The organism is Nocardia altamirensis NBRC 108246 (genome assembly GCF_001612685.1).
In the GTDB taxonomy this organism is placed as follows: domain Bacteria; phylum Actinomycetota; class Actinomycetes; order Mycobacteriales; family Mycobacteriaceae; genus Nocardia; species Nocardia altamirensis.
In genome coordinates, this window is record NZ_BDAY01000046.1 from 53,571 (window position 1) to 70,877 (window position 17,307).

Annotated in this window: 2 protein-coding genes; both read left to right on the forward strand. The window is 71.0% G+C overall.

Annotation, left to right across the window (positions count from 1 at the left end):
- Positions 1 to 20: 20 nt before the first annotated feature.
- Positions 21 to 6,518: a type I polyketide synthase gene (locus NA11_RS23675; RefSeq protein ID WP_069164173.1), complete on the forward strand. Its 6,498-nt coding sequence runs from the start codon at positions 21 to 23 to the stop codon at positions 6,516 to 6,518.
- A 108-nt stretch (positions 6,519 to 6,626) separates the two neighbouring features.
- Entirely contained in the window at positions 6,627 to 17,303 is a 10,677-nt protein-coding gene (locus NA11_RS23680) for a type I polyketide synthase (RefSeq protein WP_069164174.1), read from the forward strand.
- Positions 17,304 to 17,307 lie beyond the last annotated feature (4 nt).

Consider the following 17,307-nt stretch of genomic DNA (forward strand, 5'->3'; position numbering starts at 1 on the left):
AAGCACACGGGAGGAATGGCATGGCCGTCGAGAAGCCGGACGTCGTCGGGGCGCTGCGTAGGTCGCTCAAGGAATCGGAGCGACTGCGCCGCGAGAATCAGCAGCTGGCCGACCGGGTCAGCGAGCCGCTGGCGATTGTCGGCATGAGCTGCCGGTACCCCGGCGGCGTCGGCTCGCCGGACGAGCTATGGGAGTTGGTGACGCAGGGCCGAATCGGCACCTCCGAGTTCCCCACCGACCGTGGCTGGGACATCGCGAACCTCTACCACCCCGACCCCGACCACCCAGGGACCGCGTACACCCGTGAGGGCGCCTTCCTGGACGGCATGGCCGACTTCGACGCCGAATTCTTCGGGGTGAGCCCGCGCGAGGCGCTGGTGATGGACCCGCAACAGCGGCTGCTGCTCGAGACCGCCTGGGAGGCTTTCGAGGACGCCGGGATCGATCCGATCGCGCTGCGCGGCAGCGATACCGGTGTGTTCTGCGGCGTGATGTTCTCCGACTACCAGTACGTGGCGGGCGAGAGTGCCCGCCGCGCGGAGATCGAGGGCTATCTGGCCATCGCCTCGGCGCCGAGTGTGGCCTCGGGGCGGATCAGCTTCGCGTATGGGCTGGAGGGTCCGTCGGTCACCGTCGACACCGCGTGTTCGGCGTCGCTGGTCGCCATCGACGTGGCCGCCAAGGCGCTGCGCGGCCGCGATTGCTCGCTGGCCCTGGTCGGCGGCGTCTCGGTGATGGTGCGGCCCAACCCGTTCATCGAATTCAGCCGCCAGCGGGCGCTGTCGCCGGACGGGCGCTGCAAGGCCTACGCGGCCGCCGCGGACGGGGTCGGCTGGGGCGAGGGCGTCGGCCTGATTGTCCTGGAACGACTTTCCGACGCCACCCGCAACGGACACCGGGTCCTCGCGGTGGTGCGCGGCAGCGCGGTGAACCACGACGGTGCGAGCAACGGTTTGACCGCACCCAACGGCCCATCGCAGGAGCGGGTGATCCGCACGGCACTGGCGAACTCCGGGCTGGCCGCGGCCGACGTGGACGTGGTCGAGGGCCACGGCACCGGAACCAAACTCGGCGATCCGATCGAGGCGGAGGCCCTGCTGGCCACCTACGGCCAGCATCGGGACAACCCGCTGTGGCTCGGGTCGGTGAAGTCCAACATCGGGCACACCCAGGCGGCCGCAGGCGTGGCAGGGGTCATCAAGATGGTGCAGGCGATGCGCCACGAAATGCTGCCGCGCACACTGCATGTGGACGCGCCGTCGCCGCACGTCGATTGGTCCTACGGCCGTGTCGAGCTGCTGACCGAGCCGCAGCCGTGGCTGCGTGGTGAGCGGCCGCGCCGGGCCGGGGTGTCTTCGTTCGGCGTCAGCGGCACCAACGCCCACGTGATTCTCGAAGAGGCGCCGGTCGTTCCGGTCGAGACGGCGGAGCCCGCCGCGACCGTGCGTCCGCCCGCGGTGCCGGTGCTGCTCTCGGCGCGCAGCGAAGGCGCGCTGCGCGAACAGGCGGACCGGATCCGGGCGCACATGATCGCGCGGCCCGAAATCTCCTATCTGGATGTTGCTTTCGCGCAGGCGACCACGCGTGCATGGTTGGACCGGCGGGCCGTGATCGTGGCGGCCGATCGCGGCGACCTGTTGACCAAGCTGTCCGAGCTGAGCTCGGCCGAGCCCGCCGGGCGAGTGGTCGAGGGCCGCGTGCTCGCCTCGACTGTGAAGCCGGTGTTCGTGTTTCCGGGTCAGGGCGCGCAGTGGGTCGGCATGGCCGTTGAGTTGCTCGATACCGCACCGGTTTTCGCGGAGCGGTTGCGTGAGTGCGGCAAGGCTTTGGCTGAGTTCACCGACTGGGACTTGGAAGCGGTGCTGCGCAGTGCTGATGGCGCGCCGTCGCTCGACCGAGTGGATGTGGTGCAGCCCGCGTTGTGGGCAGTGATGGTGTCGCTCGCCGCGCTGTGGCGCTCCTACGGTGTGGAACCCACCGCGGTCGTGGGTCATTCGCAGGGCGAGATCGCGGCCGCCGTGGTGGCTGGCGGTCTGTCGCTGACCGACGGCGCACGAGTCGCCGCCCTCCGGTCGCGCGCGATCGCGCAGCATCTGGCCGGTCTCGGCGGCATGATGTCGGTGGCCGCGCCGGTGGAGCGGGTGACCGAGCTGCTCGCACCGTACGACGGGCGGGCTTCCATCGCGGCGGTCAATGGTCCTGCGGCGGTAGTTGTTTCCGGTGCACCCGAGGCGCTGGACGAGCTGCTGGCGGTGTGCGAGGGCGAGGAGATCCGGGCCAGGCGGGTCGCGGTGGACTATGCCTCGCATTCGGCACAGGTGGAAACCATCGAGGCAGAGCTGGCGACGTTGCTTGCGCCAGTGACACCGCAATCGGGGTCGATCCCGTTCTACTCGACGGTTACCGGCGAATTCGTCGACACCTCGGTACTGGACGGCGGCTACTGGTATCGGAACCTGCGTGGCCGTGTCGGTTTCGAGCCTGCGATCCGCGCACTGCTCGACCAAGGTGCCGGGTGCTTTGTCGAGATGTCCCCGCATCCGGTGCTGACGATGGCGGTCGAGGAGACGATCACCGCGCAGGGCGGTCAGGGGCGTGCGGGCGTGCTGGGTTCACTGCGCCGCGACGACGGCGGATTCGACCGGTTCGTCACCTCACTCGCCGAGGCACACGTGTGCGGCGTCGAGGTCGACTGGTCCGTGAGCTTCGCGGGCACGGGCGCGCAGCGGGTTTCCTTGCCTACCTACGCTTTCCAACGGGAACGCTTCTGGCTGACCGCTGGCGTCGGCACGGGCGACGCGGCCGCGGCCGGGCTCGGCCGGGTCGCACACCCGATCCTGGCCGCCTCGGTGACGGTCGGTGACCGCGACGAATGGGTGTTCACCGGCCGCCTCTCGCACGACACTCAGCCGTGGCTGCGTGAGCACCTGGTGCTCGGCACCGCCATCGTGCCCGGGGCCGCGCTGATCGAACTGACCGCCGCCGCGGCGCGCACTGTCGGCTGCGACGTCATCGACGAATTGATCCTCGAAGCTCCGCTGACCCTCGATGCCGACACGGTGCGGCAGCTGCAGGTGGTCTTCGGCCCGGCGGACGGCGACGGCGCCCGCACAGTGTCCCTGTACTCCCGTGTCGAAACCGCCAGCGACACTGAGGAACCGGTCGAGACGATCCGCCACGCCCGCGGCAAGGTCACCGTCGACCCGGAACCGGCGCGTGCCGCCGTGCAGTGGCCGCCGGTCGGCGCAGATCGGGTGTCGGTCGATGACCTGTACGAGCGCCTGGCCGACGCGGGCCTCGAATACGGCCCGCTGTTCCAAGGCGTGCAAGCGGCCTGGCGCGACGGCAACGACATCTACACCGAGGTCGCCCTGCCCGACGACAGCGAAGGCGACGCGCTCGGCGCCGACGGTTTCGTGGTGCACCCGGCCCTGCTCGACGCCGCACTGCACGGCGCGCTGCTGGACAAAGCGCCGGGTTCAGCACCCGATCTACCCTTCTCCTGGTCCGGCGTGCGATTCGGGCAACGTGCCGGATCGCGGGTGCGGGCACGCATCAGCTCCGGCGGCACCGCAGGTCTTCGCATCGACATCGTCGACGAGGACGGCGCAAGCGTGGTGTCCGTCGACGGCCTCACCCTGCGCGCGGTGGCTCCCGGCCAGCTGGCCGGCGGCGCCGCGACCCCCGCGCAGTCGCTGTTCCAGCTCGATTGGGCGGCAGTGCACTGGGACTCGTCGGCGTCCGACGCGCAGAGCGCAGCGCAGATCGCCGTGCTGGCCGCCGCGCAGGCCGCAGACATCGATGACCTCGATCGCGCCGTTGGCGCGGGCCTGCAGTCGCCCGATCTGGTGCTCGCCGCCCTCGAAACCCCGGACACCGCAGGCGATCCGGTGGCCGCCGCGACCGCCGTGACGGAATCGACGCTGGCCATGGTGCAGCGCTGGCTGGCGGCCGAAAACCTCAGTGCCGCAACACTTGTCGTGGTGACCAAGCGAGCGGTCGCAGTCGGCGCGGAAGCACCGGATCTGACGCAGTCCCCGGTGTGGGGTCTGATCCGCAGCGCCCAGGCCGAGCATCCGGACCGATTCCTGCTGGTCGACCTGGATTCCGCTGTCGACCCGGAGCTGGACTGGTCCGCGCTGGCGGCGCTCGACGAACCACAGCTGGCGATGCGTGCAGGCGGACTGTTCGCGCCGCGGCTCGGCAAGGTCGCTGCGGCCCAGGAGGGCACCGGTTGGCGGCTGTCGAGCACCCGCAAGGGTTCGCTGGAGAACCTGGCGATCGTGCCGCACGACGGCGGGCGTCCGCTCGGCGTCGGCGAGGTGCGGATCGGCATCCGGGCCGCCGGTGTCAACTTCCGCGACGTTCTGATCGCGCTCGACCGGTATCCCGGCGAGGCGCCGCTCGGCAGCGAGGCTGCCGGTGTCGTGCTCGAAACCGGTTCCGGCGTCACCGATCTCGCGCCCGGCGACCGGGTGTTCGGCATCGTGCCCGACGCCTTCGGCCCGGTCTCGGTCGCCGATCGGCGCACCATCGCACTGATGCCGGACACCCTCACCTTTGCCGAGGCCGCCGCGGTGCCGGTGGTGTACCTGACCGCCTACTACGGCCTGGTCGATCTGGCCGGACTCCAGGCAGGGGAGCGGCTGCTCGTGCACGCCGCCGCGGGCGGCGTCGGCATGGCGGCGGTGCAGCTCGCCAACCACTTCGGCGCCGAGGTGCTTGCCACCGCGAGCCCGGCGAAGTGGCAGGCCGTGCGGGCGCTCGGGGTGCCCGAGGATCGCCTTGCCTCCTCGCGAGATCTGGGCTTCCGCACCGACTTCGCCGCGGTGACCGGCGGTGCCGGGGTCGATGTCGTGCTCAACTCGCTGGCCGGTGAATTCATCGACCGCACCCTCGAATTGCTGCCGCGCGGTGGCCGGTTCATCGAGATGGGCAAGACCGACCTGCGCGATCCGGACGTGGTCGCCCGCGAGCACGCCGGCGTGCGCTACCGCTCCTATGACCTGCTCGAGGCGGGGCCGGACCGGATCCAAGAGATGCTGACCGAGATCGCCGGGCTGTTCACCGCCGGCGTGCTGGTGCCTTCGCCGATCCGGGCGTGGGACGTGCGCCAAGGTGCGGCCGCCTTCCGGTTCCTGCGTGAGGGCCGCAATGTCGGCAAGGTGGTGCTCACCGTGCCTGCGCCGCTGGATCCGGACGGGACCGTGCTGATCACCGGTGGCACCGGTGGCCTCGGCGCACTGGTGGCGAAACACCTTGTGGCACAACACGGCGCACGGCATCTGCTGCTGGTGAGCCGTCGCGGCCCCGATGCGCCCGGTGCCAGGGAACTGATCGCCGAACTGGCCGCGGCAGGCGCGCATGCCGAGGTCGCCGCCTGCGATGCCGCCGACCGCGCCCAGCTTGCGGCGCTGCTCGACGGCCTCGACCGGCCGCTCACCGCGGTCGTGCACACCGCGGGTGTGCTCGACGACGGCGTCGTGGAAGCGTTGACACCGCAACAGCTTCGGCGGGTGCTGCGGCCCAAGCTCGACGCCGCATGGAACCTGCACGAGCTCACCGCGCATCGCGACCTGGCCGCGTTCGTCGTGTTCTCCTCGGCCGCAGGCATTCTCGGTAACCCGGGGCAGGCGAACTACGCGGCAGCCAACGCGGCTGTCGACGCACTCTCCGCCGTGCGTCGGGCCGCCGGACTTCCCGCCGTCTCATTGGCCTGGGGCCTGTGGGCCGACGCGACCGGGATGACCGGGGAACTCGGCGAGGCGGACCTGGCCAGGATGGAACGCACCGGCATCGGCGCGATCACCGCCGACCTCGGTCTGCAACTGTTCGATCAGGCCCTCACCGCGGATCCGGCGTTGCTGGCTCCGGTGCGCCTGAACCTGGCCGCGCTGCGCGGTCAGGCGCGCGAGGGGCTGCTGCCCGCACTGCTGCGCGATCTGGTCAAAGCGCAGGCACGACGGGCGGGCAAGGGCGGTTCGCTGGCGCAACGGTTGGCAGGCGTGCCCGCCGAAGATCGCGAAGCGGTGGTGCTCGACCTGGTGCGTGCGCAGGTGGCCTCCGTGCTCGGGCACGCGACGGCCACCGCCATCGAAGACGAACGTGCCTTCAAGGACATCGGATTCGACTCGCTGGCCGCGGTCGAACTCCGCAATCGGCTCACCCAGGTGAGTGGGGTCCGGCTGCCCGCGACGCTGGTGTTCGACTACCCGACCCCGCTCGCGACCGCCCGGTTGCTGCTCACCGAGCTCGGCGGCGGCCCCGCCGAAGAGCGGCCGTCACCTGCCGTCGAACAGCTGCAGCGGCTCGAACACCTGGTGCTCGGCGCGACCGCCGAGGACGCGGCGGCGCTTGCCGAGCTGGAGCCGCGGCTGCGGGCGCTGAGCCACCGGCTGCGCAGCCTGCTCGGCGGCGGCAACGACAACCCGGAGCCGGACGGCGATGGCGACGACATCGACCTGGCCTCCGACAGCGAAATGTTCGACCTGATCGACAGGGAGCTCGGGGCGGCATGACCGAGTCAGGGCCCGGAGGAGGCAGCGTGCGTAACCACGGAGGGCCCCTCGGGCATGCCAGCGAGCACACAGCATGACCGGAACACGGACGAGAGACGGAGTTCTTCGATGAGCGACGACGCCCAGCAGAACGAGCAGAAGCTGCGCACCTATCTGCGGAAGGTGACCACCGAACTGCGCACCGCCAACCGCAGGGTGCGCGAACTCGAGGACCGCGACAGCGAGCCGGTGGCGATCGTCGGCATGAGCTGCCGCTACCCCGGCGGCGCCGACACACCGGAGGCATTGTGGGAGTTGGTTGCTCATGGCCGCGACGCGATGACCCCGCTGCCCACCGATCGCGGCTGGGATCTGGAGCGGCTTTTCGAGCAGGGCGGGCACGGCACGGTCACCGCACGCAACGGCGGATTCATCGAGGGCGTCGGTGATTTCGATGCCGAGTTCTTCGGCATCAGCCCGCGTGAGGCGTTGGCCATCGATCCGGCGCAGCGGCTCACTCTGGAGGGTGCATGGGCGGCGCTCGAGGACGCGGGGATCGATCCGACCTCGTTGCGCGGCAGCGACACCGGTGTGTTCACCGGAGCGGTGACCTCCGACTACGGCGGTTCGATGCCGCCGGAACTGGAAGGGTTCCGGCTGGCAGGCACGCAGGGCAGCGTGGTGTCCGGCCGCGTCGCCTACAGCCTCGGGCTGGAGGGTCCTGCGGTCACTGTCGACACCGCATGTTCGTCGTCGTTGGTGGCAATGCACCTGGCGGCCAAGGCATTGCGGTCGCGGGAATGCTCGCTGGCGCTGGCGGGCGGCGTGACCGTGCTGGCAGGGCCGTTCCTGTTCATCGAGTTCAGCAGGCAGGGCGGTCTAGCCGCGGACGGACGGTGCAAGGCGTACGCGGCAGGCGCGGACGGCACCGGCTTCGCCGACGGCCTCGGCCTGCTTGTGCTGGAACGACTCTCGGACGCGCGGCGCAACGGCCGCCGCATCCTCGGCCTGCTGCGCGGTAGCGCAGTCAATCAGGACGGCGCGAGCAACGGGCTCACGGCGCCGAACGGTCCGTCGCAGGAGCGGGTGATCCGGGCCGCGCTCGCCGATGCCGGGCTCACCGCCGCCGAGATCGACGCGGTCGAAGGACACGGCACCGGAACGCAATTGGGCGATCCGATCGAGGCGCGGGCGCTGCTGGCCACCTATGGGCGCGAGCGGATCGACGCGCCGCTGTGGCTCGGCTCGGTGAAGTCCAATATCGGCCACACCTCCGCCGCGGCAGGCGTGGCCGGGGTGATCAAGATGGTGCAGGCCATGCGGCACGACCTGCTGCCGCGCACCTTGCACGCGAATGAGCCGTCACCGCACATCGATTGGACCTCCGGTCAGGTCGAGCTGCTCACCGAGGAACGCGCATGGCGCGGTAACGGGCGGCCGCGCCGGGCCGCGGTGTCCTCGTTCGGCATCAGCGGCACCAACGCGCACGTGATCCTGGAGGAGGCGCCGAAGGTCAGCGTCGAGCCCGATGCGGAGGCGACCGCACCGGTCGCGGCGCGGCAGTCGGGTGCGGTGCCGGTGGTCGTGTCGGGTCGCACCGAGGCCGCGCTCCACGCGCAGGCGGCGCAGTTGCGGTCCGCGCTCGCCGGGCAGCCCGACGCGTTCCTGCCGGATGTCGGCTTCACCCAGGCGACTTCGCGGGCATTGCTGGAGCACCGTGCCGTCGTCACGGCCGCCGACACCGACGAACTGATCGCCGGGCTGGCCGCCCTCGCCGACGGTGACACCGGAGCCGGTGCGGCACAAGGGCGGTCGGTCGGCGGCAAGACCGCATTCCTGTTCACCGGACAGGGCGCGCAGCGGACACGGATGGGCGCGGGGCTGGCGCAGGCATTTCCGGCATTCGCCACGGCACTGGACGAGGTGTGCGCCGAACTGGATCCGCGCGTCGGCCGTTCGGTCCGTGCGCTGCTCGCCGCGCCCAAGGACAGTCCCGAGGCGGAGCTGCTGAATGCGACCGAGTACACCCAGGTCGCGTTGTTCGCGGTCGAGGTCGCGCTGTTCCGGTTGGTCGAATCCTTCGGCGTCCGTGCTGATTACCTGATCGGTCACTCGGTCGGCGAGCTTGCCGCGGCCCACGTCGCCGGCGTCCTTTCGCTGGCCGACGCGGCCACCCTGGTAGTGGCGCGTGGTCGATTGATGGGCGCGCTGCCGTCGGGCGGCGCCATGATCGCGGTGCAGGCGAGCGAGGCCGAGGTACAGGAGTCGCTGGCCGATTACGCAGGGCGACTGGTGATCTCGGGCGTGAACGGCCCACAGGCAGTGGTGCTCTCCGGTGACGGTGCCGCCGCCGACGAGTGGCTGGCAGGCTGGTCGGGTCGCAAGACCACCCGGCTGCGCGTCTCGCACGCCTTCCACTCGCCGCACATGGATCCCATGCTCGACGAATTCGAAGCCGTCGCACGGGGTTTGACCTTCCATGCGCCGACGGTGCCGATCATGTCCAACGTGACGGGCAAGCTGGCCACCGTCGCGGTGACCGAGCCGCGCTACTGGGTCGACCATGTGCGCCAGGCGGTGCGCTTCGCCGACGGCGTCGAGGAGCTCTTCCGGCTCGGGGTGCGCAAGTTCTTGGAGCTCGGCCCGGACGCGGTGCTCACTGCCATGGCCCGCCAGACCCTGGACGCGCAGGCCGACGAGGTGCTCACGGTCGCCGCACTGCGGGCCAGGCGGTCCGAGTCGGCGACCTTCGCGACCTTCCTCGGCCGCGCGTCCCTCGCAGGCGTCCCGGTGGATTGGGCCGCCTACTACGCCGGTACCGGCGCGACACGAATCTCGCTGCCCACCTACGCCTTCCAGCGGAAGCGGTACTGGCTGTCGCCGACCACCGGCAGCGGTGATCCCGGCGCTGCCGGGCTCGGCAGGCTCGATCATCCGCTGCTCGCCGCCGCGGTGAGCGTCGGCGACCGCGACGAATGGCTGTTCACCGGTCGGGTCAGCACCGAATCCCAGCCGTGGACCGGCGAACATCTGCTGCTCGGCAGCATGGTCGTGCCAGGCACCGCGCTGGTCGAGCTGGCGCTCACCGCGGGACGGCACCTCGGGACGCCGGTGCTCGAGGAGCTGGTGCTCGAAGCACCCCTGGTGATGACCGCGGGTGTCACCCGTCAGCTGCAGGTCGTCGCGGGCGCCGCCGGAGCGGACGGGCGCAGAGAGGTCGCCGTCTATTCGCGGCCCGAAACCGGCGACGACACCGACGGACCAGGCACCTGTCACGGCCGCGGCATCCTCGGCGCGGACGCCGAGCCCGCCATGGCATGGCCCGAGCAGTGGCCGCCCGCCGACGCCGACGAACTTCCGGTCGACGCACTGTACGGCCGCCTCGCCGACATCGGGTACGACTACGGCCCCGTGTTCCACGGCGTGCAGGCGGCCTGGCGCACCGCGACCGAAAGCTATGCGGAAGTCGTCCTGCCCGGTGCCGACGACGCCGCGTTGACCGACGGTGGCTACGGCATCCACCCGGCGCTGTTCGACGCGGCGCTGCAGAGCGGCGTGATTCTGCTGACGGACGGTGTGTCCGGGCAGCGAATGCCCTTTAGCTGGAACGGGGTTCGCCTCGATCGCCCCGGAGCCACGCGACTGCGTGTGCGCGCCGCCGTCACCGGCGACTCGGCATTGCGCCTGGATGCCGTGGACGACAGCGGCGCTCCGGTCGTCTCGATCAAGGCGCTCGCGGTCCGACCGGTCGAACAGGACCGCCTCGGCGCAGGCCGGTCCGGTAGCGGTTCGGCTATGCACACGGTCGAGTGGCTGCCGGTCGTCAGCGAAACCACCGGCGCCACCGGCGAAATCGTGCACCTCGACAATGCCGCCGCGCTGGCTGATCTGACTATCGATGCCGCAACGCCGCGCGCGGTGGTGGTGCCGATCCTCGACGCCGATGGTGAGGTCCCGGCGGCGGTGCATGCGGCGACGCTGGACACGCTCGGCCTGCTGCAGCGGTGGTTAGCCGACGCCCGATTCACCGACGGCACCACCCTGGTCATCAGGACGCGGAATGCGGTGGCTGCCGACGCCGATACGGTGCCGGATCCGGCGCAAGCGGCGGTGTGGGGCCTGGTGCACAGCGCTCAGTCCGAGCACCCGGGACGATTCCTGCTCGTCGATGGCGATGCGCCGGAACTCGATTGGGCCTCCGCACTCGACACGGACGAACCGCAGCTCGCGTTCCGCGCCGGAAAGCTGTTGGCACCTCGGCTGACCCGCACCGACGTCGAGCCGTCCGGTACGCCGTTCGGCACCGACAGCACGGTGCTGATCACTGGCGGCACCAGCGGTTTGGGCGCCGTGCTTGCGCGGCACCTGGTGACCGCGCACGGGGTACCCCGATTGTTGTTGGTCAGCAGGCGAGGTGCGGCCGCGGACGGGGTGGCCGACCTGGTCGCCGACCTCGAATCTCTTGGGGCACAGGCGAGAGTCGAAGCCTGCGATGTCGCCGACCGGAATCAGCTTGCCGCACTGCTTGCGACGCTCGACCACCCGCCGACGGCCGTGGTGCACGCAGCGGGCGTCCTCGACGACGGTGTCATCGACGCGCTCACCCCCGAACAGGTGCAGCGGGTGCTTCGCCCCAAGGTGGACGCGGCCTGGCATCTGCACGAGCTGACCGCGGACGCGAAACTGTCCGCGTTCGTGCTGTTCTCGTCGGTCGCGGCGCTGATCGGCAGCCCGGGCCAGGGCAACTACGCCGCCGCCAACGCCGCGCTCGACGCACTTGCCGCCGCGCGCAAGTCCGCGGGTCTGCCCGCGACGTCGCTGGCGTGGGGCCTGTGGGCCGAGGGCGGTATGGCCGGTGAGCTCACCGAAGCCGATCTGTCCCGATTGGCTCGAACAGGTTTGGCCGCACTGCCGGTCGAGCAGGGACTCGCGCTGTTCGACCGCGCGGTCGGCCTCGACGCGGCGCTGCTTGCGCCGGTCCTGCTCGACACGGCGGCGTTGCGCACGCAGGCCAGGGCGGGGCAATTGCCCGCGCTGCTGCGCGGCCTGGTCCGAGTGCCGGTGCAGCGCAGCAAGTCCGGCGGCTCGCTGGCTCAGCAGCTGACCGGACTCACCGAGGCCGAGCGCGAACGGACCGTGGTCGAACTCGTGCGCGCCCAAGTGTCGTCCGTGCTCGGCTACGCCTCCGCGGCCGAGATCGGCGTCGACCGGGCCTTCAAGGATCTCGGCTTCGACTCACTGAGCGCGGTCGAGCTCCGTAACCGGCTCAACCAGGCGACCGGCGTGCGACTGCCCGCGACCCTGGTCTTCGATCACCCGAACCCCATGGCGGTGGCCCGGCTGATCCTCGCCGAAGTCGGTGGGACCATGGAGGTTTCGCGCCCAGCGGCGCGTACCCGACCGGTTGCCGCCGACGAGCCGCTTGCCATCGTCGGCATGGCGTGCCGCTACCCCGGCGGAGTCGCGTCCCCTGACGAGTTGTGGGAACTGCTTGTCGCAGGCCGCGACGCGGTCTCAGGTCTGCCTACCGATCGCGGCTGGGATCTGGACCGGATCTACGATCCCGACCCCGACCACACGGGCACGGTGTACACGAAGGGCGGCGGCTTCCTGACCGAGCCCGACGTGTTCGACGCGGAGTTCTTCGGGATCAGCCCGCGCGAGGCGCTGGCCATGGACCCCCAGCAGCGCTTGATGCTGGAGACCGCGTGGGAGGCGTTCGAGCACGCCGGGATCGACCCGACCTCGTTGCGCGGCAGCGAGACCGGCGTCTTCACCGGTGTCGTGACGACCGACTACGGCGGGGCGCTGTCCAGCGAGCTGGAGGGCTACCGGCTCACCGGCACCACGACGAGCGTGGTGTCCGGCCGGATCGCCTACAGCCTCGGGCTGGAAGGCCCTGCGGTGTCGGTGGATACCGCCTGCTCCTCCTCGATGGTGGCGCTGCACGTGGCCTCGCAGGCGCTGCGGTCCGGCGACTGCTCGATGGCGCTGGTCGGCGGGGTGACCCTGCTGGCAGGCCCCTACCTGCTGACCGAGTTCAGCAGGCAGCGGGCGGTGTCGCCGGACGGCCGCTGCCGGTCCTACGCCGCTGGCGCGGACGGCACCGGCTTCGGTGACGGCGTCGGTGCGCTTGTGCTGGAACGGCTTTCCGATGCCGAACGCAACGGGCATCGGGTGCTCGCGGTGGTGCGCGGCAGCGCGATCAACCAGGACGGCGCCAGCAACGGGCTCACCGCGCCGAACGGTCCGTCGCAGGAGCGGGTGATCCGTGCCGCGCTGGCCAATGCGCGGCTGACTCCGGCCGATGTCGATGCGGTCGAGGGCCACGGCACCGGCACCAAGCTCGGCGATCCGATCGAGGCGCAGGCGCTGCTTGCCACCTACGGTCAGGAACGCGCGGGAGATCCGCTGTGGCTCGGCTCGATCAAATCCAACATCGGCCACACCTCGGCCGCGGCCGGTATCGCCAGCGTGATCAAAATGGTGCTGGCATTACGCAACGAGCTGCTGCCGCGCACCCTGCACGTGGATGCGCCGTCGCCACACGTGGATTGGGCGTCGGGAGCGGTCTCGCTGCTCACCGAGGCCAGGCCGTGGCAGACCAACGGCCATCCGCGCCGGGCCGGGGTGTCGTCCTTCGGCGTCAGCGGCACCAACGGGCACGTGATTCTGGAGGAGGCGCCGCGCACGGCGGAGGTGGGTGCGCCTGTCGAGCCGACCGGCGATCCCGCCGTCGTGCTCGTCTCCGGCCGCACGCCTGCGGCATTGCGGACACAGGCAGACCGGTTGCGCGCCAACGTTCTTACCCGGCCTGATGTCTCGCTGCTCGACCTGGGCTACTCGACGGCAGTGAGCCGCGCGCAGCTGGAGCATCGCGCGGCGGTGGTCGCCACCGACCGTGACGTGCTGCTCGCCGGACTGGCCGCGGTCGCGATCGCCGAACCGGACGACAACGTGGTCGAAGGCCGGGTCCTCGCGACCAGCGCGAAGCCGGTGTTCGTCTTCCCCGGTCAGGGTGCGCAGTGGGCTGGTATGGCGGTTGAGTTGCTCGATACCACACCGGTTTTCGCGGAGCGACTGCGCGAATGCGGCAAGGCTTTGGCTGAGTTCACCGACTGGGACCTGGAAGCGGTGCTGCGCAGCGCCGACGGTGCGCCGTCGCTCGAACGGGTCGACGTGGTGCAGCCCGCGCTGTGGGCAGTGATGGTGTCACTGGCGGCACTGTGGCGCGCGCACGGCGTGGAACCCATTGCTGTAGTGGGTCATTCGCAGGGAGAGATCGCGGCCGCCGTGGTGGCTGGTGGCCTGTCGCTGACTGACGGTGCCCGCGTTGCGGCATTGCGGTCGCGGGCCATCGCGCAGCATCTGGCCGGTCTCGGCGGGATGATGTCGGTCGCCGCGTCGGAGGATCGGGTGACCGAACTACTCGCGCCCTACGACGGCCGAGTCTCCATCGCAGCGGTGAACGGACCTGCGGCAGTGGTCGTTTCTGGTTCGCCGGACGCGCTCGACGAGCTGCTCGCAGTCTGCGAGGGCGAGGGCATCCGGGCGCGTCGCGTCGCGGTGGACTACGCCTCGCATTCGGCACAGGTGGAAACCATCGAGGCAGAGCTGGCGACGCTGCTCGCGCCGGTGACACCGCAGCCCGGTTCGATCCCGTTCTACTCCACGGTCACCGGCGAATTCGTCGACACCGAGATCCTCGACGGGAGCTACTGGTACCAGAACCTGCGTGGCCGTGTCGGTTTCGAGCCTGCGATCCGCGCACTGCTCGACCAGGGCGCCGGGTGCTTTGTCGAGATGTCCCCGCATCCGGTGCTGACCATGGCCGTCGAGCAGACCATCGCCGCACAGGGTGCGGAGGGTCGCGCCGGTGTGGTCGGCTCGCTACGCCGCGACGACGGTGGCCGCGACCGGTTCGCGTTGTCGCTGGCCGAAGCGCACCTGACCGGTGTGTCGGTGGACTGGGCCGGGTTCCATGCCGGCGCCCGCGTCATCGACTTGCCGACCTACGCCTTTCAGCACGAACGCTTTTGGCTCAGCACATCGGCCGCCACGTCCGGCGATGCGACGGCGGCCGGGCTGGATCGGATCGTGCACCCGGTGCTCGCGGCGGCGCTGCCGGTCGGCAACCGCGACGAGTGGGTGTTCACCGGTCGGATCTCGCAGGACTCGCAGCCGTGGACCCGCGATCACGTGGTGTTCGGCATCGTGCTGGTGCCGGGCACCGCGCTGGTGGAGTTGGCGCTGACCGCGGGCGGGCACGTCGGCTGCCCGGTGGTGGACGAGCTGGTCATCGAGGCGCCACTGATCCTGGAGGACGATGTCACCCGGCAAGTGCAGGTGACGGTCGGGACGCCGGGCAGCGACGGACGCCGCGAAGTGGTGATCTTCTCCCGGCCCGAAACCAGGGCCGCCGAGGAATCTGCCGAGGCCACCTGCCATGCCAGGGGCTGGCTCGCCGGTTCCGCGACCACGCCCGATCTGTGGCCGGTGCAGTGGCCGCCGTCCGGTGCCGAGCCGCTCACCGTCGACGAGCTCTACACCTTGGTCGGCAGGCACGCGCAGCTCACCGACGTCGGCTTCGACTACGGACCGGCCTTCCGGGCCGTCCAGGCCGCGTGGCGAGTCGGCGACGACGTCTGCACCGAGCTGGTGCTCCCCGAATCCGCCGGTCCCGCTGACGGATTCGCCATCCACCCCGCGCTGTTCGACAGTGCCCTGCACGGCGGGCTCGGCATGCTCGACAACGGCGCGGACAGCCCCGGCGGTCTGCCGTTCTCGTGGTCCGGCGTGCACCTGATCCGGCCGGGTCAGACCAAGCTGCGGGTGCGGATCGGCCTGGCCGATCCGACTGCACTGCGGCTGGAGTTGGCCGACACCGACGGACAGCCCGTGGCGAGCGTGCCGCGTCTCGATGTCCGCCCTGTCGAACAGGCGCAGCTCGAAGCAGCTCGTCAGAGTGGGCAGCGGGCGCTGTACCGGGTCGACTGGGCGCCGGTCCCCATCGGCCCGGCCAGGCCCGCCCGCATTGCGGTGCTCGGCGCATTGGCCGCCTCCGGCGAGCGGTACGCCGATCTGGCTGCGCTGGCACACGCGATCGCCGAGGGTGCTCCGGTGCCGCAGGCGGTGCTCACCTCGGTGGCTGTGCCCACCGGTGCGCCTGCCGACGCCACCCGCGCGGCAGCGGCCGATGCGCTGGCACTGGTCCAGCGGTTGCTGGCGGAACCGGCGCTGTCGGCGGCCAAGCTCGTCGTGGTGACGCACGGGGCCGTCGCGACCGACGCGCCGGATCCGGTCCAGGCGGCCGTGGCCGGATTGCTGCAGAGCGCACGGTCCGAGCATCCGGATCGATTCGTGCTCGTAGACGTCGGAATCGCTGATTCCGGTGCAGGCGAACCGGATTGGAGTGCGCTGATCGACCTGGACGAACCACAGCTCGCGGTGCGCGACGGACGCCTGCTCGCGCCGCGGCTGGCCAAGGCGACGCCGGGCTCGCCGACCACGACAACGCTGGATCCGGAAGGCACAGTGCTGATCACCGGCGGCACCGGTGGCCTCGGTGCGGTGTTCGCCGAGCATCTGGTTCGCCGCCACGGCGCAAGGCACCTGCTGCTGGTGAGCCGGCGCGGCGCGGCTGCCGACGGAGTGGCCGAGCTGGTCACCGAACTCGAATCCCTTGGGGCACAAAGCCGTGTCGAGGCGTGCGACGTTGGCGACCGGGCGCAGCTTGCCGCACTGCTCGCGACGCTGGACCGACCGCTGACCGCGGTCATCCACGCGGCGGGCGTGCTCGACGACGGAGTGGTCGGGTCACTGACCCCGCAGCAGCTGGACCGGGTGCTGCAGCCGAAGGCGGCCGCTGCGTGGCACCTGCACGAGCTCACCGCGGACGCGAATCTCGCGGCCTTCGTACTGTTCTCGTCGGTGGCTGCGCTGATCGGCAGCCCGGGTCAGGGCAACTACGCGGCCGCGAACGCGGTGCTCGACGCGCTAGCGCAGCAGCGCCGCGCGGCGGGCCAGCCTGGCCAGTCGCTGGCCTGGGGACTGTGGGCCGACGCGACCGGGATGACCGGCGAGCTCGGCGAGGCCGAATTGGCCAGGCTGGCCCAGCTCGGTGCGGCCGCGCTGCCGACCGAGCTCGGCCTGGAGTTGTTCGACCAGGCGCTCGGCCAGGATGCGGCGCTGCTTGCGCCGGTGCTGCTCGACGCCGCGCAGCTGCGGGTCCAGGCCCGCGGCGGCATGCTGCCCGCGCTGCTGCGCGGCCTGGTCCGGGTCCCGCAGCGGCCTGCCGAAACCACCAGCGGCACACTGGCCGACCGCTTGGCCGAGGTCGCCGAGGCGGACCGGGAGCGGGTGGTGCTCGAGCTCGTGCAGGCCCAGGTCGCGGCGGTGCTCGGGCATGCGTCGGCGACCTCGGTCGACGCGGACCGCGCGTTCAGCGAGGTCGGCTTCGACTCGCTGGCGGCGGTGCAGCTGCGCAACCGGCTGACCCAGGTCACCGGTCTGCGGCTGACGGCAACCGTGGTGTTCGACCATCCGACACCGCGGGCGCTGACCCGGCTGCTGCTCACCCAGGTCGGCGCGGTCGACACGGAGGCGCCGATCGACAAGGAACTGCGCAGGCTCGAAGAAGCGCTCGCGCTGACCACCGAGCCGGACCGGCCAAGGGTCGCCGATCGGCTCCGCGCCCTGCTCGCCGGCCTCACCAGCGGCGGTGGGCACACCAGCGAATTGATCGAAGCCGCAACGACAGCCGATGAAGTCCTGCAGCTGATCGACGCCGAATTCGGCGAGGCGTGACGAG

Coding starts and splice junctions, on each gene's coding strand:
- NA11_RS23680 (WP_069164174.1), top strand. CDS start 6,627: ATGAGCGACGACGCCCAGCAGAACGAGCAGAAGCTGCGCACCTATCTG.
- NA11_RS23675 (WP_069164173.1), top strand. CDS start 21: ATGGCCGTCGAGAAGCCGGACGTCGTCGGGGCGCTGCGTAGGTCGCTC.